Consider the following 21,047-nt stretch of genomic DNA (forward strand, 5'->3'; position numbering starts at 1 on the left):
CTCAGCGGGTGTAGAGCGGGGACATGGCGAGGGCGAACTTCGTCATCAGGTCGGGGTCGACCGCCCGGGCCGGGAGCGGGACCAGGTCGACCAGTTTGTCGTCGCCGACCCGGATGGTGGTGCGGCCGGTGGCGGTGTCGACGTACCCCTCGTCGCCGAGCGGGAGCGACTGTGAGGTCGTGGCCTTGCGGATCGGCGCCATCAGGGCCTCCGCCTTCGGAGTACGCCGTACTGACGTCGAGATCACGCTGGTCGGGTTCACCCAGCCGCAGACGAGATCGCCGAGGGTGGTTTCGCCGTCGCGCCGGATCATCGCGGGCGCGCCGAGCACCTTCTCCGCGGCCGACGTACCGCGCTCGCAGTCCGGGCGGGTGATCAGCGGCGGCGCCTCAGGCAGTCCCGGCGCCTGCCGGGCCACGTCCTGGCCGAGGAGGACGTACTTCGCCAGCGTCGCTGACGGACCGCTGACCTTGTACAGCCGTCCGTCGAGCAGGAACACCACGAAGGTGCTGGTCCCGAACCCGCCCTCACCCACGGCCGCCGGCTTGGCCGGCTGCCGCTTCGTCGCGGCGTACGCGCGCTGCGTCGCGGTCAGCGTCGCCTTTGTTGCCGGGAGCACCGAAATCCCGACCCGCAGGACCGGGCCGCTCGGGCTGGTACTCAGGCCGAGCTGGCAGACGTCGTACGTCGGCAGGCCGAACTCGGCCGGGATCGCCTTGGGCTGGATCTGTACCACCGGGACCGCCAGCGTCGATTGCACGAGCGTTTGATCCATTCGCACGCACAGCGTGTCCGCAACCTTGGATGTGGCCGGATCACTCGGGGTCGCCGAGGGCGTCTCCGAGGGCGTCTCGGTGGGTGTCGTGCTGACCGAGACCAGCGGCGGCACGTTCGGCGCCGTCTCCTGACCCGGTCCGCCGCAACCCGCAAGGGCGGCCGCGGTCAGCCCGGCGATCACAACACGGCGGATACGCATGATGGCCCGACTCTAACCGGCTGTGCGCAGCTCCCTTTCGCGGACCGCGTGTTCGTCGGTGCGGGAGTCGTACTGCCAGAACTCGCGCAGCCAGACCGCGGTTCCGATCACGCCGGCGACACAGAGGATGCCGCCGCTGACGATCGCGGTCCGAACACCGGCGAGGTCGGCGACGAGGCCGGAGCGCGCCTGGCCACCGAGCGGGCCGAGCGAGTAGCCGAGCATCTCGATCCCGGCCAGCCGACCTCGCATCTCGTCCGGGATGGTCTGGTTCCAGATCACCGACCGGAACAGCACCGACACCATGTCCGCGGCGCCCGCGACGGCGAAGAAGGCGATCGCGAACCAGATGTTCGGTGCCAGGCCCGCGACACCGACCGCGGCACCCCAGGTCATGGTCGCGAGGACGACGGCCCGGCCCTGATGGTGGACGTGCTTCGCCCAGCCGCTGGTGAGGCTGGCGACCATCGCCCCGATCGCTTCAGCGCTGTACAGGAGACCGAGCAGTTTCGGCTGCTGCAGGATCTCGGTGGCGAACGCCGGGAACAGCACGATCGGCATCGCCAGGAACATGCCGACCATGTCGACCAGGTAGGTGGCGAGCAGGTCCTTGCGGCGGAACGCGTAGACGATCCCGCCGCCGATCGCGCCCAGACTCGGCGGCGTGCTGTGCTCACTCGTCTTGTACGAACGCAGGCGGAGGTAGAGCCCGGTGGCGACGATCAACCCGGTGAGCTCGACCGCGAACGCCCAGGTCACGCCGACCGACCCGACCAGTACGCCGCCCAGCGCCGGCCCGGCGAGCTGCCCGATCTGCATGGTCAAAGAGCTCAGCGCGACAGCGGCCGGGATCTCAGCGTGCTTGACCACCCGCGGGAGCAGTGCTTCGCGGCTGGGGCGCTGCAGCGACGAGGCGATCGCATTCAGGGCACCACAGACGTAGATGAGCCACACTCGCGGGCTGGCGAGGAGGGTGTTGCCGAGCAGGGTCGCGCAGATGAGGACCTGTGCGACCCCGGTACCGATCAGCAGCTTGCGGCGATCCACGTGGTCCGCGAGCGCGCCGCCGTACAGGCCGAAGACGACGAGGGGCGCGATCGTCACCAGACCCATCGCACCGACAGCGAAGTTGGAGCCGGTGATCTGGTACAGCTGGTAGGGCAGGGCGACGTACCCGACCATGCCGCCGAGGAAGAAGACCGAGCCCGAGACCACCAGGATGCGGAAATCGCGAGAGCCCCGCCAGGGCGTCAGATCGACGCGCAGCCGGCCCAGTCGCTCACGGACACTTGACGCCACCGGCACATAGTGACATCGGACCGCGGCTGCGGCGAAAAGCTTTATCCATCCCTCGGGACCCGACTGGTTGCCGTTGGCGTCGATCGCGCTTCAGGCCAGCGGGAGGTACGCCGTCAGGTCGGTGCGTTCACCGCTGGCCCGGAGCTTGCCGGTGGCGCGGGCCTCGATCCAGGTGGTGCGGCCGAGGGCGAGGTCGATCCAGAGCTCCGGCGGGAGCTCGACCACCGCGCCGGGGGTGCCACGGGTGTGCCGAGGGCCTTCGATGCACTGCACCGCGCCGTACGGCGGGACGCGGACCTCGACCGCGTGACCGGGGGCTTTCGCGACCAGGCGTTTCAGCAGTTGCTTGGTGAGCAGCTTCAGGTCGGTGCGCTCCGCCGTACCGGCGACGTACCGTTGGAGTGCTTGCTGAAAAGCCTGATCCTGTGGGGGGCCGAGCATGTTCACGACGTGCCAGCGTACGCGCCGATTTGTGGGGTCGCCCCCTGTGTGCACGATAATCAGGCTCGAGAATCGGGAAGCGAGGTCGGGATGCTCACGCCCAGGCACCAGGCGCTGCTGATGACGCTGGCGGGAATGACCGTCGGCGTTGCCGTGTTCGGCAGCGTGCTGGCGATCAACGGGAACCCACTGGCAGGCGACAAGCCCGCCGAGATCGTGAACAGCCAGCCCACCCCTGGCACCACGACCCGTTCCGACGGGCTGCAGGCCGACTCCCTGCGCTACACCGAGCAGACGTTCGGCACCGAGAAGGCGCTGGTCTCGGCCGAGGTCCCGGCCGGCTGGAAGAGCAGCCAGGCCGGCACCCGCCCGCGTTTCATGGATCCGGCCGGTGTCTGGCAGATCCGGTTCGACACGCGCGGCAGCGACTCGTCGCCGGACAAGCTGGTGGACAACCGCGCGAAGAGCATCGACGAGCAGGACCTCGACGTGATCAGCCGCGCCGACGGCACGCTGATCTACACCTACGTCGACCAGAACCGCGGCCCGCGGATGGGGCTGTCGCGCTTCGTCTCCACCGACGGCGGCGAGAGCTCCGCGATCGAGATCACCGTCGGCGGCCGCCCGCAGGACGAGGCTGCCCTACGCGCCGTACTCGAGCGCGCCACCCAGACCCTCCAGCTGCCGCCCTCAAGCGGCGACAACCGCCCGAACTGACGTCAGCACTTGATGTCGGCGGTCGGCGCCGTGCCCTGCAGCAGGTAGGTCTCCACCGCGTTGTCGACGCACTCGTTCCCAGCCTTGTAGCCGGTGTGGCCGTCACCGTCCCGAGTGATCAGGACACCGCTTTCCAGCTGGTGCGCCAGGCCGACGGCCCACGCGTACGGCGTGGCCGGGTCGCGGGTCGTGCCGACGACCACGATCGGCTTGGCCCCGGCCGCCTTGATCGGATGCGGCTTGTCCTCGGGCTTCACCGGCCAGTTCGCGCACGCCACCGAGCCCCACAACAGGAACGACCCGAACCGGGGTGACGCGGCCTGGTACTCCGGCTCCTCGGCCTTGGCCTGCGCGACCGAGGTGATGTCCGGTCGGTCCAGGCAGTTGACAGCGTAAATGACCTCGTTCTGGTTGTTCTCGTACCCGGACGGCGTGCGCCCGGTGTACTCGTCGGCGAGAGCCAGCAGGCGCGCGCCCTTGCCGTCAAGGCCGTCCAGGACCGCATCCTCGAGGCGCGGCCAGAAGTCCTTCAGGTACAGCGGGTAGATCACCCCGAGCACCACCAGGGCCTGCGTGACCTGGCGTTTCCCGTCACCCGGCAACGGATTCGCGTCGCTGTCGTTGATCAGCTTGTCGACCTTCGCGAGCACTTCCGCCTTGGTGCTGCCGAGCCGGCAGGACCGCTGCGCGCAGTCCTCGGCGAACGCGTCCAGCGCGGTGTCGAAGCCCTTCGCCTGGGCGATGTTGTTCTGCTCCGACGTCTTCGACGGGTCGACCGCGCCGTCGAGCACGAGCCGGCCGACGTTCTTCGGGAACAGTTCGGCGTACGTCGCGCCCAGGTAGGTGCCGTACGACATGCCGAGGTAGTACAGCTGGGGATCGCCGACGATGCCCCGCAGTACGTCGATGTCGCGGGCGGCATCCTTGGTCGACACGTGCGGCAACAGCTCGCCGGAGCGCTGCTCACAGCCGTTCGCGAGGGTCTTCGCCTCGTTGTTCAGCTCGTTGATCTCGGCGTCGTCGTCCGGGCTGCCGTCGGCCGCGATGAACTTGTCCAGCTGCTCGGTGTCCAGGCACTTGACCGGGGTCGACTCGCCCACGCCGCGCGGATCCCAGCCGATCACGTCGAACTTCCGCAGCAACGGCTGCCCGAGCACGAACCCGGCCGAGGCGGCGAACTCCTGCCCCGACCCACCCGGCCCGCCGGGGTTGATGAACAGCGTCCCGATCTTCCCGCCACGATCCCGGGCGAGCACCTTCCGCGCCCGCAGCTCGATCGTCTGACCGGCCGGCTTCGAGTAGTCGAGCGGCACGGTGATGGTCGCGCACTGCTGGTTGGAACCGCAGCGCTGCCAGTCCGGCTGCTGCTGGTAGAACTTCTCGAGTCCCGCCGGGATCGGCCCGGCCGGCCCCTTCGGCTGGCCGGGACTCGAGCCGGCCGTCCCGCCGCTCTCCCCATCCTGGGCCCGGCTCGCCACCCCACATCCACTCGCCAGTACCGCAACGGCTGCCAACAACACGGTAGTCATGCGGAATTTCACTGCGGGGCGTCTCCCTCGTCCTCGTGGTGCAGGCGCCGGCGGCGCCGGGGCTTGCGGCGGCGCCGCTGCTCCGTGGTCTCCTCCACCGCGGCCGCGGGATCCTCCGCGGCTGAGTGCTCTGCCATGGTCTCCGGCGTGGGGGTCGGCACAGTCGTCGGCGCGGCTTCCGCCTCGTCCGGTACGACGTCCACGAGGTCCTCGGGCAGTGGCGCGTCGGGCGTCGTCGTACTGGAGGCTTCGTACTGCTGACGGGGTGAACACACGTCCGCGCGGCTGCACGCACAGCGCCGGCCTGATGCGGCCAGCCGGACGACCACGGTGTCGCTCGGCACGTTGTGTCCGACCACCACTCCATCACCCGCGGGGGTCTCCACCGGCGTACCGACGGACGGCGCCTTCGCGTTGAACTCCTGGTAGAGCGGGTGCTCGTACTTCAGGCAGCACATCAGCCGCCCGCAGGCGCCAGAGATCTTCAGCGGGTTCAGCGGCAGGTCCTGGTCCTTCGCCATCCGCACACTGACCGGCTCGAAGTCCTTCAGGAACGTCGCACAGCACAGGTCCCGCCCGCACGGCCCGATCCCGCCCTGCAGCCGGGCCTCGTCGCGGGCACCGACCTGACGCAGCTCGATCCGGGCCCGGAGCCCGCGGGCCAGATCCCGTACGAGCTCGCGGAAGTCGACCCGGTGCGGCGCGGAGAAGTACACGATGACCAACTGGTCCACATCCGGCCGCCGGTCGACGAAGTCGATGCCGACCACCTTCATCGGCAGTCCGTGCTGGCGAATCAGCCGCTTCGCGATCACCCGCGCATCGGCCCGGCGCACCCGGTTCGCCTCGTCCCGGTCCAGGTCATCGGCGGTGGCAATGCCGTCACACAGCGGCAGCCCGCCGATCTCCTCCGTCACGTACTGCGGCGCCCAGACGCACTCAGCCACCTCCGGACCGTCGTCGGTCGGCACCAAGACCTTGTCCCCGACGCGCGGACGATGCGGGCCGGGGTCCAGGTAGTACAGCCGCCCGTAGCGCTCGAACGACACTGCCATCACCATGCCCACGCCAGCCAGAGTACTGGCCAGGGCCGCAGATGCTCAGCGCTTGCTGCCTTTGACGGTGCCGATGAGGGTGTCGCCTCCGGGGCCGTAGGCGGCGCAGACGGCGAGGCGGTCGTGGTTGTTCCATTGGTACTCGTCCGGCGCCCAGTACGACACTTCGAGCTCGGAGGTGGCCGTGCTCTTGCCGACGTACGTCGTGAACGCCGCCGAGCAGGTGCTCTCCGCCTCCAGGTCCACCTCGTCCTCGCCGGGGTACGGACCGTCCACAAGCTGGAGGTTGCCGAAGATCTCGCCGTCGTGCGCCTCCGAGCAGGGCTGGCGGATGGCCTCGCCCTCGGCGTTCCCGTTGTCGAAGCACTCGCCGACGGCCAGATCGTCCACGTAGGTGGTCGTGCTCGGGTACGACGAGGTGGGCTGGGGCGCACCGTAGTAGTCGTCGTCACGGTCCGAACCGACCGCGATCATCACCACGATCAAGCCCACCCAGAAGATCGTGATCAGGCCGCCGACGACGATGCCGGTGATCGCCAGCCCGGTACCGCTCTGCCGGCGCTTCTTGATCTGCACGAGGGCCGCGATGCCGAGCCCGACCGCCACCGGAGCCGCGATCGAGAACACGATGCTGCCCAGACCGGTCACCAGAGCCGCGGTCGCGAGCGAGTTGGTGGTGTTCGTCGCCGCCCCCGGATACCCGTACCCGTAGGCCGGCGGAAACTGCCCATACCCCGGCTGCCCATACCCAGGCGGTCCGTACGGCGGTTGCCCATACCCCTGCTGTGGTTGACCATACGGCGCCGGCTGCCCATAGGGCTGCTGACCGTAAGGCTGCTGACCGTACGCCGGTTGCCCGGGCAGTGACTGCGGTTGCCCCGGCGCCACCCAAGGCCCGGCGCCCGGCTGCTGAGCACCCGGCGGCTGGGCGGGGCCTGGCTGCTGGGCAGGCGGTCGTCCGGCACGGCCATAGGTCGGGAACGACCTCGGCGTGTCCTGTGGCCGGTCCGGCTCCGGACCGTACGGTGGTTGGCTCACGCTTCCCCCAGCAATCCGCCGCGACAGCTACCGCTGCGACCCGCGCATGCTACCGGTCAACCGGGTCCCCGGCATCCCGACCAGGCACAGGACGTTGCCGTCAGCAACAGCGCGATCCTCCAGCACCACGTAGTACATGTCCAGCTCGGACTGCTCGTACGGCTTCCCGATGAACGTCTTGAACGCCGTCGCGCACTGCTGCGTCGCGACCGTCTGGGTCTCCTCCGCGGACAGGCCGGCCAGGTTCGCCCGAACCTTGGCGTACGCCTCGCCGGTGTGCGCGATCGCACAGTCCTGGATCCGCACCAGCCGCAGGGCCTCCGCCTCCAGGTCCGCGTCGAAGCACTGCTCCACGCGCACCTCCGCGATGCCTACCGTGCGGCCGATGCCCGCCTTCCGTTCGCCGTACAGGTTGAGGCCGACCGCGACGCTGGTAGCGATCACCCAGCAGAGCGTGATCGCCAGCGCGCCGTACGCGAGGCCCTTGCCGCGGGCGCCGGTTCGTTTGATCCGGCGCAGCGCGATCACGGCCAGGACCAGCGCCACCGGCACCAGGCCGGGCAGGCTGGTCACAAAGGCCGCGACGGCGTATCTGTCCTGCCGTTGCTGCGCCGGCGTCGGGACGCCCTCCAGCCAGGACTCTGCTGACGGTAGCGACGGCCGCACAGGCTGGATCGGAGAGGGCGGCTGGGTCATGTTGGTCCGTTCAGGCAAAAACCGCCGAGCGTTCTGTTTTGCCCGGACACCCAGTCATCGGACTCGCCGGTCTCGGTGTTACATCGGCCGCCCGCTAACCGGACGCCACGACTGCCCGCTAGTCGGACGCCAGTCTCACGAACGGGCTGGCCGAGCCCTCGAACAGCGCGATCATGACCGCTTCCAGCGCCATCAGCGGAGCGACGTTCGTCACGATCGCCTCCCGGCAGCCCGACAGGGCATCGATCCGTCGCAGCGTCTGCTCCGGTGTGGTCCGGCCTGCCAGCTGCTCGATCGGGCGACTGAGTTCGGCGTTGATCAGCTCGGCGCCGGCCTGGGTCTGCACCACCAGCACGTCCCGGTAGAGCGCGATCAGGTCGACCAGTGACCGGTCCAGCACGTCGCGTTCCCAGCGCTTCGCGCGAGCCTTCTGCTGCTCCTCGAGCTCCTTGATCGCGGCGCCCGCCTCGCGTGGCCGAGCGCCCTTCGTGCCGACGCCGAGCGCCTGCTCGAGCTCGGTCCGCTCCTTCTCGTCGACCCTCTCGGCGCTCGCCTTGGACTCTTCCTTGGCTGCGTCGACCAGTTGCTGCGCCGATTTCAGGCAGGCTCCGATGTCCCGCAGCGCGAACGGGACCTCGAGCACCTTCGTACGGCGCTCCCGCACCTGCTCGTCCCGCGCCAACGCCCGGGCCCGGCCGATGTGCCCCTGCGCGGCCCGCGCCGCGAACCCGGCGAGCTCCGCATCCACCCCGAGCTTGGTCGTCAGCATGTCCGCCACCGCGGCCACCGGAGGCGTCCGCAGCACCAGCAGCCGGCATCGCGACCGGATCGTCGGTACGACGTCCTCCACGGTCGGTGCGCACAGCACCCAGACCGTCCGCGGCGCGGGCTCCTCGATGCTCTTCAGCAACGCGTCCGCGGCCTGCTCGGTCAGCCGGTCCGCGTCCTCGACCACCATCACCTGCCAGCGGCCCTGGGTCGGACTCATCGCGGCCCGGCGGACGAGTTCGCGGATCTCGCTGACCCGGATCGACAGCAGCTCGGTGCGGATCAGCGACACATCGGGGTGCGCACCGCTGAGCGCCGTACGGCACTGGTTGCACTCACCACAGCCCTGGTTCGCACACTGCAGGGCGGCCGCGAACGCACGCCCGGCGTTCGATCGGCCGGATCCGGGCGGCCCGGTGATCAGCCAGGCATGCGTCATCCCGGCCACCGCCGCGCCGGTCTCTCCGCGCATGCCGGCCTCGGCCCCGGCCACAGCCTTCCTGAGTACGGCGATCGCCGGCTCCTGCCCGACGAGGTCGTCCCACACACTCATAGGTCCACCTTCGGGAGCATCGGCTGGAGTCTGGCTCTGATCTGCTGGGCGATGTCCTCGCGGTCCTGGGTGGCGTCGAGGATGAGGTAGTGCTGCGGCTCCGCGGCCGCGAGCTCGAGGAACGCGTTGCGGACCCGCTCGTGGAAGTCGTGCGACTGGGCCTCGATCCGGTCCCGTTCGGCGAACCGGCCGAGCCCGCTCCGCGGCGGCAGGTCGAGCAGGATGGTCAGGTTCGGCCGCAGGTCGTCGGTCGCCCAGCGGTTGACCCGCTCCACGTCGGACAGGTCCAGATCGCGCCCGGATCCCTGGTAGGCCAGAGCGGAGTCGACGTACCGGTCGGTGATGACGACCGCGCCGGCCTTGAGCGCGGGCTTGATCACCGAGTCCACGTGCTCGGCCTTGTCGGCGGCGTAGATGAGCGCCTCGGCCCGGTGCGAGATGTCGCCAGTGGCCGGGTCCAGCACGATCTGCCGCAATGTCTTGCCGAGGTCCGTCGCGCCGGGCTCGCGGGTGAGCAGGACCTGCTGGCCGTGCTCCTTCAGCCACTTCACCAGCAGCGCGGACTGGGTCGACTTCCCGGCGCCCTCACCGCCCTCGAGCGCGATGAACAGGCCGGTCGTCGGGTAGACGCCGGGGGTCTTGCCGAAGCTGCGCCGGAGGTCACGCCAGAACGGGACACCCGGGCGGTCGTCCATCTGCCGCCACGCGATCAGGCCGATCACCCCGGCGACGATCGCGGCGATCAGCATGGTCATCGAGGCACCGTTGTAGGTGACCGATTTGCCGCCGATCGAATACGTGTGCCGGCCGATCGCACCGGCGGCGAACGGCGCGATCGCCAGCGTCACCGCCAGCACCGTGCGTACGGCGGATTGCACGAAGGCGAAGGTGCGACCGCGAACCGCGTCCGGCACCTCGAGACCGAGCAGCGTGTAGCCGGAGACCCAGGACGCACCGGCGCAGAACCCGAGCAGGATCGCGATCATGGTGGCGATCTCGATCTGCTGGATCAAAGCCAATCCGGTCAGGCAGATCCCGGACCCGACCAGCCCGGCCGCGAACAGCCGGCGCCGGGACAGACCGGAGAACAGCCGCGGCCCGAACCCCATGCCGAGGGCGAGGCCGCCGAAGACGGCACCGAAGAGCACGCCGTACCCGGGGTCGCCGGCGCCGAGGTCCTCGACGTACGTGCGGCCGAGGCCGATGACGACCGCACCGGCGGCGAACGCCCCGGAGATGCCGACCACCAGCCCGCGGACCACCGGCGTACCGGTGACGTAGGACCAGCCCTCGACCATGGTCCGCCACAGCGTTGGGTGGTCCTCGTGCTCGTGCACCGCGCGACCGATCTCCGAGACCGAGACGATCGCGAGGGCCGAGATGACAAAGGTCGCGGCGTTCACGTACACGGCCAGGTCGATGGCGAAGTCGCCCGACCAGCGGAAGACGAGGGTGATCGCGGTGAAGATGACGGCGGCCGGAAGAGCGGTCCCGTACGTCGTGATCAGGCTGATCTGATTGGCCGCCTCGAGCCGGTGCCGGGGCACCAGGTTGGGCACGCTGGCGTCCTTGGCCGGGCCCCAGATCAGACTCACGATCTCGATCAGCACCGTTGCCACCAGCACCCAGGTGAGCGTGCCGACGATCGGGATGCTGACGAAGAACGCGGCCCGGACCAGATCGCCGATGATCATCGTCCAGCGCCGGTCCAGCCGGTCCGCGATCCAGCCGGCCACCGGTCCCATCACCAGTGCGGGCAGCACGCGCAGGAACAGCACGCCGCCGATCGCGAAGTTCGCCGCCTGGTAGTCGTCACCGGCGAACGCCTTCGCCATCGCGGTCAGCGCCAGCAGGCCGATCCAGTCACCGAGGCTGGACAGCCCGAAGGCGATCCACAGCCGCCGGAACGCCCGGATCCGCAACACCGCGCGCACGTCATGCGCCGGTGCGGGATCGGTCAGCGGGTCATATACCTCCGGCACACCCAAAGCCTAGTCGTCAGCATCGACAGCCCGGTGCAGTGCCGTCGCCAAGGCGTCGAGGGCGGCCTTCAGCTCCACTGGCGGCGGGAATCCGAAGCCCAGGCGGAACACCCGCGGCTCGTCGCCGAACCAGCCGCCTTCGGCGAGCCGCACACTCAGCTCAGCGGCTGCGGCCCGAAATCGATCGAGGTCGACCTGTGGCTTGATCCGGACCGTGCACAACGCGCCGGCGTCCGGCCGGACCCACTCGATCAGGTCGCTGTGCGCCCGCACCCACTCCTCCGTGCTTGCGACTCCTTCGGCCAGCCACGGGCGTCGTACGGCGAGGATCTCGTCCTCGAGCTCGAACACACGGACGGCCAACGCCTCGGTCACCGGGGACGCGGACACCACCGTGTTGAACTTCGAGGTCACCAGCTGATCGACCAGATCCGCGTCGGTGCTGACGATCCACCCGATCCGCAATCCGGCCGCGCCGTGGCACTTCGACAGCGACGCGACCGTCACCACCTTCGCGCCGAGGTGGATCGCGGTCTCCGCCACCGGATCATCGCCGTACGTCGCGGTGCGGTAGGTCTCGTCGACGATCAGATACGCGTCGGGGCAGATCTCGCTCATGGCGGCGACGATCTCGCGCAGGGTCTCCAGCGGTACGGCGACCCCGGACGGGTTCTGCGGTGTCGTCAGGCTGACGAGTTTCGTCTGTGGGGTAAGGCGTTCGCGGACTGCGTCAGCGGTCAGCCGGTAGCCGTCGTCGAAGGTCAGTGGGATCACGCGGACGTCGGCACCCACGGATTCGTAGGCGTTGCGGGTCAGCGGGAACAGCGGTGCGGTCGTGACGACCTCGCCACCGTGATCAGCGAGCAGATAGGCGAGCAGGAAGATCGCGTGCATCCCGCCGACCGTGACGACCACCTGATCGGGACGTACGCCGTGCGCGTCGGCGATCGCGGTCCGGAGCCGGAGGTCGCCGGCGGCGGTGCCGTAGCTCAGCTCCAGGTCGCCCAGCTCGGGGGTGAGCAGGTCCGAGAGCCGGAGGTCGGGTCCGTAGCTCTCGCCGAGCTCATGGCGGGACTCTTCGTCGGTCAGGGACACGATGTCGTTGCGCGGGAAGGTGGCCATGCCGCCATGGTCCGGGACCGGCCCTGGCGACCCCAGAGCCAATCCGGCACAATTGGTTTGCAGATGAGACCAATCGAGCTGAGTGAGCGTTTGGGACGCTGGTCGTCGGGCCGCGGCCCGCTGTACGTGCTGCTCGCGGCCAGGATGCGCCGGCTGATCGACGACGGTGAGCTGCCTGCGGGCGCACTGCTGCCGCCGGACCGGGCGCTGGCTGGAGCGCTGGCCGTCGGGCGTACGACGGTGGTGGCCGCCTACGAGCTGCTGCGCTCCGAAGGGCGGATCACTCGGCGCCAGGGCAGTGGGACGCGGGTGGCTGGAGTCCCGTCTGGGGCCGCCGTCGAGGACGCGCCGGTGGACCCGATCTTCCTGGACTCGCTGGAGTCGCACGGCGACGGCGTACTGCTCGCGATCTGTGCCGCGCCGGAGGATCCGCCGCCGCAGGTTGCGGAGGCGTACGCGCGGATCGTGCCGGAACTCGGGAAGATCAGCGGCGACATCGGCTACTACCCGTACGGCGTACCGGTCCTGCGGGAGGCGATCGCTCGGCGTTATGCGGAGTACGGCGTACCGACGGTGCCGGAGCAGATCCTGGTGTCGAACGGTGGTCAGCAGGCGCTCTCGTTGCTGGCGCACACGCTGCTGTCTCCTGGGGATCAGGTCCTGGTCGAGGCTCCGACGTACCCGGGTGCGCTGGAGGCGTTCCGGGAGGGGGCGGCGGTGCTGCGTGGGCTGCCGGTTGGTCTGGAGGGCTTCGAGGCGGCGGTGCGGGAACGGCGTCCGGCGCTGGCGTATGTGATCCCGACGTACCACAACCCGACGGGGTCCGTGCTGTCCCCGCTGGCCCGGCAGCGGTTGGCGCGGGCGGCTGCGGCGGCGGACGTACCTCTGATCGAGGACGAGGTGCCGGCGGATCTCGGCTTCCCTGGTGAGCCGCGGTTGAAGCCGCTGGCGGCGTACAGCGATGCGGTGATCTCGGTCGGCTCACTGAGCAAGAGCATCTGGGGCGGGCTACGCATCGGCTGGGTCCGCGCACCTGCTCCGCTCATCACCCGCCTGGCCCGCGTCCGCGCCGTCCACGACCTGGGCGGCAACGTCCCCACCCAGCTGGCCGCCGCACACCTGGTCACGCAGCTCGACGACCTAGGCCTGGCGCAGGAGCTGAAGACCCGCCACGACCACCTGCACGCCCTCCTGGCCGAACACGTCCCGACCTGGCACGTCCCACCCGTCCGCGGCGGCCAAACCCTCTGGGCACGCCTCCCCCACGGCGACGGCAACTCCTTCGCCCAATCCGCCCTCCGCCACGGCCTGGCCATCCTCCCCGGCGCCGGCCTGGACGTAACCGGCGCCGCCGACCCCTACCTCCGCCTCCACTTCCGAGCCCGCCCCACCGACCTCACCGAAGCAGCACACCGCCTCACCACAGCCTGGAAGTCCTACAACCCGCCGACCGACCGAGTCCACCCCCGGCCGGCCATCGCGATCTGAAGGGTTCTGGCCGACGTAGAACATGATGTTCTACACTGGGGTCATGGACAGCATTCCGGTGCGTGAGCTCAATCAGCACACCAGCGCCGTACTGGCGCGGGTGGCCAACGGTGAGTCCCTGGAGATCACGATCAGCGGGCGCCCGGCGGCCCGCCTGGTCCCCATTGACGACAACTCCAGCATCCGCGCCGACCTGATTCGCCGCGGCCGGTTGATCCCCGCCAGCGACCCGGGACCGCTACCTCCGCCACCGGCAGGCGAACCGGACCTCTCGATCGACTCCACCGACATCATCTCGGACCTCCGCGAGGAGCGTCTGTGATCTACCTCGACTCGGCCGCGATCGTGAAGCTGATCCGACGGGAAGCAGAAACCGGCGCACTCGAGACCTGGCTGGCGGCGCAGCCGGACAACAAGGAACTGGTCGCATCCTCACTGGTGCTCACTGAGGTTCCGCGGGCGTTGCGCCGGGCAGATCCCGGCCGCCTGAAAGCCGTCCCGACTGTCCTCGCACGGATCGACCGTGTTCCGCTCGACGACACTGTCCTCGCTACGGCCGCGGCCTACCTGGACCCGATGCTACGAACCCTTGACGCGATCCACCTGGCCAGCGCCGAGACCCTTGTCATCGAAGGCATCGAGCTCACAGCGTTCGTGACCTATGACAAGCGCCTGTTGTCCGCCGCAAACGCCGTCGGCCTGGCGACAGCTGCTCCTGGAGCCGACTGAGGTTGCTGCCTTACCCGGAGGCAAGGCAGCGAACCTGTCAGCGGGTGAAGCGGAGGGAGAGGGTGGCTGGGGCGGTTTCGAGTTTGTCTCGGTCTGGGAGGGCTGGGCCGCAGGCGGCTGTGCCTACGCCGGTTTGGGCGATGTCGAGGGTTACGTATGTGGTGTCGCCGGGGGTCAGGTCTGCTGTGTGTTCGGCGGTCTCGAGGGCCTGGGTGGTCCAGTCGCGGACGGTGAGGCCGAAGAGGGGGCCGAGCGCTTCGATCCGGAGGCCGTCGAGGGTGGCCCAGCGGGTGTCGATGCGGTGGCCGTTCTCCTGGGGACGGACGTACGGCGTCTGCAGTTCGGCGACCGTGGCCGAGTACCTGCCGACCGCGGCGGCCTCGCGGGTGTCGACGTACGCCTCGTTCGGGCCGGTGCCGAACCACTCGACCCGCTCCACCTTCGGCAGCTCGAACGTGATGCCGAGCCGCGGCAGCACTTCCGGGAACTGACCTTCAGGTACGACGTTCAGCTCGAGAACGACCGCACCGTCGAGAGTGGTCCAGCGCCAGGTGCTGACGAGACCCCACTGCAGCTGAGGCGGCGCGGTCCGGGTGACGACCTCCCAGGCACCATCGCGTTCGCCCTGCGACACGATGCGGTGCTGCACCCGATGCAGCCCCTGCTCACGCCACGCGTCCGCAACCCCTGGGTTCGCGTCGTTGTCGATCGGCGCCCGCCAAACATCCAGCCGAGCGTTCCGCACATCCCCAAAGGAGATCCCACCGACGCCAGCCACCACAGTGGTAGCCGGCACCCCCGCTGGGCGGGCCGGCTCTCCGGCCGGCTCGTCCATCCGGAGCTGACCCCAGGCGATCCGGTGACCGGCCTCCGCCCAGGAAGTGGCCTCGGTGAGCTCAGCCGTGACGGTCACCCAGATCTCGGACTCACCCCCGTCGACCCGCTTGTGCACGCCCGGCGGCAGCACGACCGTGGCGGTCTCACCGGGCGCGAGCACCGGCACCGGCAGCGTGCCTTCGCCGACCCGCTCACCCGCGACCTCCAGCACCATCCGGAACGTCAGGTGGCTCGTGTCCAGCACCTCGTACCGGCTCGTCACCGACACCCCACCGTTGCCATCAGCAACGATGCGCAGCGGCTCGATCACCTTCGTGTACTCGAGCATGCCCGGCGACGGCGTCCGGTCCGGGAACAGCAGCCCGTCGCAGACGAAGTTCCCGTCGTGGATCGTCTCGCCGAAGTCACCGCCGTACGCGTAGACCTCGCGCCCGTCGATCGTGGTCCGGATGCCGTGATCGATCCACTCCCAGATGAAGCCGCCCTGGCAGCGCGGGTACTTGTCGAACACCTCGCGGTAGTCGAGCAACCCACCCGGCCCGTTGCCCATCGCGTGGCCGTACTCGCACAGGATGAACGGCAGATTCCGGTACAACGAGGTGTCCGCCCCGATCTCCGCACACCCCTCCGGCGAGGTGTACATCCGCGAGTAGATGTCGACGAACTCCGCCTCGGTGTCGCGCTCGTAGTGCACCGGCCGCGACGGGTCGATCTCCTTCGCCAGGTCGTACATCGCGCGCAGGTTCTCGCCCATCCCGCACTCGTTCCCGAGCGACCAGATGATGATCGACGGATGGTTCTTGTCCCGGTGCACTGTGCGTGACATCCGCGCCACCAGGTCGTCGCGGAACCGCGGGTCCATCACCGGGTTCGGCAGCTTCGGCGGCTCCGGCTCGTACCCGAACCCGTGCGTCTCCAGATCGCACTCGTCGATCACGTACAGGCCGTAGGTGTCGCACAGCGACAGGAAGTGCGGGTGCGGCGGGTAGTGGCTGGTCCGGACCGCGTTGATCCCGGCGCGCTTCATCAGCAGTACGTCGTCCAGCATGTCCTGCTCGGTCAGCGCGCGACCGCGATCGGGGTGGAACTCGTGCCGGTTGACGCCGTTGAACAGCACCCGGTTGCCGTTGACCTCGAGTACGCCGTCGACGATCGCGACCGTACGGAACCCGATCCGCAGCCGTACCTCACCACCCTCAGTCCGCAGCACACCGTCGTACAACCGCGGCACCTCGGCGCTCCACGGCTCGACCTTCTCGATCCGGACATGCTCCCCGGTCGCCAGCTCCAGCCCCAACGAAGGCACACTCACCGTGCCCGGTACGTCGGACTCCACCAGCAGCGTGCCCGCGCCGTCGAGATGGTCGTAGGCGGCCTTGACGAAGACGTCGGTCGGAGCGGACGGCTTGAGCGCGAGCAGATTGACCTCGCGGAAGATCCCGGACAGCCACCACATGTCCTGGTCCTCGACATAGCTGCCGGCCGACCACTGGTGCACACGGACGGCGATCCGCGCTTCCTTGCCCGGAGCAACCAACTCCGTCAGATCGAACTCCGACGGCAGCCGCGAACCCGAGGACCAGCCGACCATCGAGCCGTTGACATGGACGGCGAACCGCGAGTCGACGCCCTCGAACCGCAGCACGACCCGCGCACCGGACCAGTCCGCCGGGATCGTCACGGTCCGGACATAGTCACCGGTCGGGTTGTCCGTCGGCACGTACGGCGGCTCGAGCGGGAACGGATAGACCACGTTCGTGTACGCCGGGGCGCCGTACCCGCTGAGCTGCCAATGCCCCGGGACCGCGATGGTGTCCCACCCGGTGGTGTCCGGGTCCTTCAGGTCGTCGGGGGCGTCGGCCACGCTCGGGGACAGCCGGAAGCTCCAGTCCCCGCTGAGCGGGATCCGCTCCGCGTCGTCGTCCAGCCAGGCCCGCGGGGGAAGTACGCCCGCACCGGGGGCAAAGTCCTCGACATAGCTCAGGTCATCCGTCACAGCCACCGACCCTAAGCCAACCTTGTTCACGAATCCACACCGATGAACAGATATGGACAACCCCACCCCACCCCACCCCTCCCGCCCCAACCCGTCCCCCGTCTCGTGGGTTGACCCCTCCCGCCCCAACCCGTCCCCCGTCTCGTGGGTTGACCCCTCAGACGATGGGTTAGCCAGCCGCATGCCGTGGGTCAACCCCCGCTCTGATGGGCGGACCCATCAAACGGGAAGTCGGCGAGCCGCATCCGGGATCTGGTGGGCTAACCCATGAGACAGGGGGTTGGCCAGCCGCAGGCAGTGGGTCAACCCACGCTCGGATGGGCTAACCCATGAGACAGGGGGTTGGCCAGCCGCAGGCAGTGGGTCAACCCACGCTCGGATGGGCTAACCCATGAGACATGGGGTTGGCCAGCCGCAGGCAGTGGGCTGACCCATGAGACAGGGGGGCGGCCAGCCGCAGGCAGTGGGTCAACCCACGCTCTGATGGGTCAACCCATGAGACGCGGGGCCGGGGCGCGGGGTCGAGGACGCGGGGCTGGGCCAGGGGCCTCGGGGAGGCGGGGCGCGGGCGCGGGTTGGGTCAGGTCTGGCAGTCCACGCAGACGCCGACGAGGGCTACCTGCTCGGGGGCCAGCTGGAAGCCGAGCTCGCGCTGGACCTTCTTCCGGGCGGCCTCGAGGATATCGCCGGGCGCGTCGTACACGGTGCCGCACTCGGAGCAGCGCAGGTGCAGGTGACGAGGCGCGAGATCCCCGGCCAGGTGGTACGTCGTCCCCGCGCGGCCGAGGTGGACGTGTGTGACGAGACCGAACTCACCGAGCGCGTCCAGCGCCCGGTAGACGGTGGCGCGGTGGATCCCCGGACGCAGCTCCTCCGCCCGCTCGCCGATCTGCTCGGCGCTGAGGTGCTCCTCCGTGCCGGCGAGCACCTCGACGACCGCCAGCCGCGCCGGTGTGACCCGCTCGCCACGATCCCGCAGCCGCTGCGCGGTGACCTCGACAGCACTCGTCACATCGGCCTCCTCACCAGTCTCCCGTCAGCGACACTAGGACTTCTTCGCCGCCGTCTTCTTGGTCGCCGTCTTCTTCGCGGCGGCCTTCTTGGTGGTCGTCTTCTTGGCCGCGGTCTTCTTCGCCGCCGTCTTCTTCGCCGCGGTCTTCTTCGCCGGCGACTTCCGGGCCGTCTTCTTCACCGGTCCACGCGCCCGCTTGTCGGCGAGCAGCTCGGCCGCGCGCAGCAGCGAGATCGTCTCGACCGAGTCGTCCTTGCGCAGGGTCGCGTTCGTCTCGCCGTCGGTCACGTACGGACCGAAGCGGCCCTCCTTGACCACCACCGGCTTGCCGGACTCCGGGTCCTCGCCCAGCTCCTTCAGCGGCGGCGCCGCGGCCCGACGGCCACGTTGCTTCGGCTCGGCATAAATACGCAGAGCTTCCTCGAGGGTGATGTCGAACATCTGCTCCTCGGACGACAGCGACCGCGAGTCCGTGCCCTTCTTCAGGTACGGCCCGTAGCGCCCGTTCTGCGCGGTGATCTCGTCGCCGCTGTCCGGATCCTTGCCGACCACCCGCGGCAGCGACAGCAGCTTCATCGCGTCGCCGAGGTCGATGCTCTCCAGCGTCATCGACTTCAGCAGCGAACCGGTCCGCGGCTTGGCGCTCTTCGGCGCGTCCTCGGGCAGCACCTCGGTCACGTACGGCCCGAACCGCCCGGCCTTCGCCACCACCTTCAGCCCGGTGTCCGGCGCGTTCCCCAGCTCGTGCTCGACTCCCGACGGCTGGCTGAGCAGCTCCTGGGCCTTGTCCACGGTCAGCTCGTCCGGCGGCAGGTCCTCCGGCACGTTGGCGCGCCGCTCGTCCTTGTCCTCGACGTACGGCCCGTAGCGACCGACCCGGAGCACGATCCCGGAGTCGTCGCCGCCGACCGGGAACGTCGACATCTCCCGGGCGTCGATGTCGCCCAGGTCGCTGACCATCGACTGCAGGCCCTCGACATCGTCGTGACCGAAGTAGAACCGGCCGAGCACGCCCTCGCGCTGCAGGTTGCCCGCCGCGACCTCGTCGAGGATGTCCTCCATCGACGCGGTGAACGTGTAGTCGACCAGCCGGGTGAAGTGCTCCTCCAGCAGCCGCACGACCGCGAACGCCAGCCAGGCCGGCACCAGCGCCTGGCCCTTCTTGTAGATGTACCCGCGGGCCACGTTCGTGCCGAGGATGGTCGCGTACGTCGACGGGCGGCCGATCTCGCGCTCTTCCATCTCCCGGATCAGCGTGGCCTCGGTGTAGCGGGCCGGCGGCTTGGTCTCATGCCCGGAGGCGAGCACCTCGACCGCGGGCAGTACGTCGCCCTCGGTCACGTCAGGCAGCCGGGTCTCCTGGTCGTCCGTCCCGGCGGACGGGTCGTCCGCGCCCTCGACGTACGCCTTCAGGAAGCCGTGGAAGGTGATCACCCGGCCGGACGAGGTGAATTCGCACTTCTCCCCGCTCGACGCGGTCGCGTCGATCCGGATCGAGACGCTGCGGCCCTCGGCGTCCTTCATCTGGGACGCGATGGTGCGCATCCAGATCAGCTCGTACAGCCGGTACTCCGCACCGGACAGACCGGTCTGCGCCGGGGTCTGGAAGACCTCACCGGCCGGCCGGATCGCCTCGTGCGCCTCCTGCGCGTTCTTCACCTTGGAGGTGTAGACGCGCGGCTTGTCCGGCAGATACGACGCGCCGTACAGCTCCCGGACCTGGGCCCGGGCCGCCGTGATCGCGGTGTCGGACAGCGTGACGCTGTCCGTACGCATATAGGTGATGTTGCCGTTCTCGTAGAGCCGCTGGGCGATCTGCATGGTCTGCGAGGCGGACATGCCGAGCTTGCGGCCGGCCTCCTGCTGCAGCGTGGTGGTCCGGAACGGCGCGTACGGCTTGCGGGTGTACGGCTTGGACTCGATCGACCGGACGGAGAACTGCGAGTCGCGCAGCGCGCCGGCCAGCGCGGTCGCGGTCGCCTCGTTCAGGTGGACCGTGTTCTGGCTCTTCAGCTCACCGATCGAGCTGAAGTCGCGCCCCTGGGCGACCCGTCGGCTGTCCACCGAGATCAGCCGGGTCGGGAACTGCCGGGGCGAGCGACCCTCGCCCGCGTCGAGAGTGGCGTCCAGGTCCCAGTACGACGCGCTGCGGAACGCGATCCGCTCCCGCTCCCGGTCGACCACCATCCGGATCGCGACGGACTGCACGCGGCCCGCCGACAGCTTCGGCATGACCTTCTTCCACAGCACCGGCGAGACCTCGTAGCCGTACAGCCGGTCGAGGATCCGGCGCGCCTCCTGCGCGTCGACCAGCGCCTCGTCGATGTCGCGGGCGTTGCCGACCGCGTCCTGGATCGCCTTCGGCGTGATCTCGTGGAAGACCATCCGCTTCACCGGGACCCGCGGCTTCAGCTCCTCCAGCAGGTGCCAGGCGATCGCCTCGCCCTCGCGGTCCTCATCGGTGGCCAGGAAGAGTTCGTCGGCGCCCTTGAGCAGGTCCTTCAGCTTGCGAATCTGGGCCCGCTTGTCCGCCGGTACGACGTACAGCGGGTCGAAGTGGTCCTCGACATTGACGCCGAGCCGCGCCCAGGGCAGGCCCTTGTACTTCGCCGGGATCTCGTCCGCCCCGCTCGGCAGGTCGCGGATGTGGCCGAAGCTGGACTCCACCACGTATCCGGACCCCAGGAAGCCGGCGATCATCCGCGCCTTCTTCGGCGACTCGACGATCACCAGGCGGCTGCCCGCCGATGTCTTCGTCCCTGCTGCCCCTGCCACTGCGCTCCTTGCTCTCGCTCTCGTCCTGCGGCAA

The 21,047-nt window shown here is 69.4% G+C and carries 17 protein-coding genes; 4 read left to right on the top strand and 13 right to left on the bottom strand.

Annotated features, from left to right (window positions below):
- Window position 1: 1 nt before the first annotated feature.
- From AB0I34_RS09945 to AB0I34_RS09955, 3 genes are all read right to left on the bottom strand, one after another.
- Entirely contained in the window at window positions 2–760 is a 759-nt protein-coding gene (locus AB0I34_RS09945) for a hypothetical protein (RefSeq protein WP_360442414.1), read from the bottom strand.
- Window positions 761–988: 228 nt separating this feature from the next.
- A complete protein-coding gene (locus AB0I34_RS09950) occupies window positions 989–2,275 on the bottom strand; it encodes an MFS transporter (protein WP_360442417.1) in 1,287 nt (428 codons plus the stop codon).
- 90 nt (window positions 2,276–2,365) lie between these two features.
- Window positions 2,366–2,716, bottom strand: a complete 351-nt coding sequence (locus tag AB0I34_RS09955; protein WP_360442801.1) for a sterol carrier family protein — start codon at window positions 2,714–2,716, stop codon at window positions 2,366–2,368.
- Window positions 2,717–2,806: 90 nt separating this feature from the next.
- Here AB0I34_RS09955 and AB0I34_RS09960 point away from each other — a divergent pair, with 90 nt between their 5' ends.
- The gene (locus AB0I34_RS09960; RefSeq protein WP_360442420.1) at window positions 2,807–3,433 is read left to right on the top strand and encodes a hypothetical protein; all 627 of its coding nucleotides are present in this window, start codon (window positions 2,807–2,809) and stop codon (window positions 3,431–3,433) included.
- Between the two features lie 2 nt (window positions 3,434–3,435).
- On the opposite strand, the gene AB0I34_RS09965 is transcribed toward AB0I34_RS09960, so the two are convergent.
- The 7 genes from AB0I34_RS09965 to AB0I34_RS09995 all read right to left on the bottom strand — a co-directional run bounded on the left by AB0I34_RS09965 (window position 3,436) and on the right by AB0I34_RS09995 (window position 12,176).
- Window positions 3,436–4,962: an alpha/beta hydrolase gene (locus AB0I34_RS09965; protein WP_360442423.1), complete on the bottom strand. Its 1,527-nt coding sequence runs from the start codon at window positions 4,960–4,962 to the stop codon at window positions 3,436–3,438.
- Window positions 4,963–4,970: 8 nt separating this feature from the next.
- Window positions 4,971–6,023, bottom strand: a complete 1,053-nt coding sequence (gene ricT / locus AB0I34_RS09970; protein ID WP_360442804.1) for a regulatory iron-sulfur-containing complex subunit RicT — start codon at window positions 6,021–6,023, stop codon at window positions 4,971–4,973.
- A gap of 39 nt (window positions 6,024–6,062) precedes the next feature.
- On the bottom strand, window positions 6,063–7,055 hold the full coding sequence (locus AB0I34_RS09975; protein ID WP_360442426.1) for a DUF4190 domain-containing protein: 993 nt from the start codon (window positions 7,053–7,055) through the stop codon (window positions 6,063–6,065).
- Between the two features lie 27 nt (window positions 7,056–7,082).
- Window positions 7,083–7,751 (bottom strand): DUF4190 domain-containing protein, encoded by a 669-nt coding sequence (locus tag AB0I34_RS09980; RefSeq protein WP_360442429.1) that lies wholly within the window; start codon window positions 7,749–7,751, stop codon window positions 7,083–7,085.
- A gap of 118 nt (window positions 7,752–7,869) precedes the next feature.
- Window positions 7,870–9,072, bottom strand: a complete 1,203-nt coding sequence (locus AB0I34_RS09985; RefSeq protein ID WP_360442432.1) for a DNA polymerase III subunit delta' — start codon at window positions 9,070–9,072, stop codon at window positions 7,870–7,872.
- Window positions 9,069–11,054 (bottom strand): dTMP kinase, encoded by a 1,986-nt coding sequence (gene tmk, locus AB0I34_RS09990; protein ID WP_360442435.1) that lies wholly within the window; start codon window positions 11,052–11,054, stop codon window positions 9,069–9,071. The genes AB0I34_RS09985 and tmk overlap by 4 nt, the downstream gene beginning before the upstream one ends.
- A gap of 9 nt (window positions 11,055–11,063) precedes the next feature.
- Window positions 11,064–12,176, bottom strand: a complete 1,113-nt coding sequence (locus AB0I34_RS09995) for a pyridoxal phosphate-dependent aminotransferase (protein WP_360442438.1) — start codon at window positions 12,174–12,176, stop codon at window positions 11,064–11,066.
- A 63-nt stretch (window positions 12,177–12,239) separates the two neighbouring features.
- On the opposite strand from AB0I34_RS09995, the gene AB0I34_RS10000 reads away from it, so the two are divergent.
- Genes AB0I34_RS10000 through AB0I34_RS10010 form a run of 3 tightly spaced genes read left to right on the top strand, consistent with a single transcriptional unit; the run spans window position 12,240 to window position 14,393 of the window.
- Window positions 12,240–13,664: a PLP-dependent aminotransferase family protein gene (locus tag AB0I34_RS10000; protein WP_360442441.1), complete on the top strand. Its 1,425-nt coding sequence runs from the start codon at window positions 12,240–12,242 to the stop codon at window positions 13,662–13,664.
- A 43-nt stretch (window positions 13,665–13,707) separates the two neighbouring features.
- Window positions 13,708–13,986 (top strand): type II toxin-antitoxin system prevent-host-death family antitoxin, encoded by a 279-nt coding sequence (locus tag AB0I34_RS10005; RefSeq protein WP_360442444.1) that lies wholly within the window; start codon window positions 13,708–13,710, stop codon window positions 13,984–13,986.
- On the top strand, window positions 13,983–14,393 hold the full coding sequence (locus AB0I34_RS10010) for a type II toxin-antitoxin system VapC family toxin (protein WP_360442447.1): 411 nt from the start codon (window positions 13,983–13,985) through the stop codon (window positions 14,391–14,393). The genes AB0I34_RS10005 and AB0I34_RS10010 overlap by 4 nt, the downstream gene beginning before the upstream one ends.
- 37 nt (window positions 14,394–14,430) lie before the next feature.
- Here AB0I34_RS10010 and AB0I34_RS10015 read toward each other — a convergent pair whose 3' ends face one another.
- From AB0I34_RS10015 to topA, 3 genes are all read right to left on the bottom strand, one after another.
- The gene (locus tag AB0I34_RS10015; protein ID WP_360442450.1) at window positions 14,431–17,226 is read right to left on the bottom strand and encodes a glycoside hydrolase family 2 TIM barrel-domain containing protein; all 2,796 of its coding nucleotides are present in this window, start codon (window positions 17,224–17,226) and stop codon (window positions 14,431–14,433) included.
- 580 nt (window positions 17,227–17,806) lie between these two features.
- Complete coding sequence (locus AB0I34_RS10020) at window positions 17,807–18,238, bottom strand: transcriptional repressor (protein ID WP_360442453.1); 432 nt, start codon at window positions 18,236–18,238, stop codon at window positions 17,807–17,809.
- A 33-nt stretch (window positions 18,239–18,271) separates the two neighbouring features.
- Window positions 18,272–21,013 carry a type I DNA topoisomerase gene (topA, locus tag AB0I34_RS10025; protein ID WP_360442456.1) on the bottom strand — a complete coding sequence of 914 codons (2,742 nt, stop codon included), beginning with the start codon at window positions 21,011–21,013 and terminating at the stop codon, window positions 18,272–18,274.
- Window positions 21,014–21,047: the final 34 nt, after the last annotated feature.

This window comes from Kribbella sp. NPDC050281, assembly GCF_040655855.1.
Taxonomy (GTDB): Bacteria; Actinomycetota; Actinomycetes; order Propionibacteriales; family Kribbellaceae; genus Kribbella.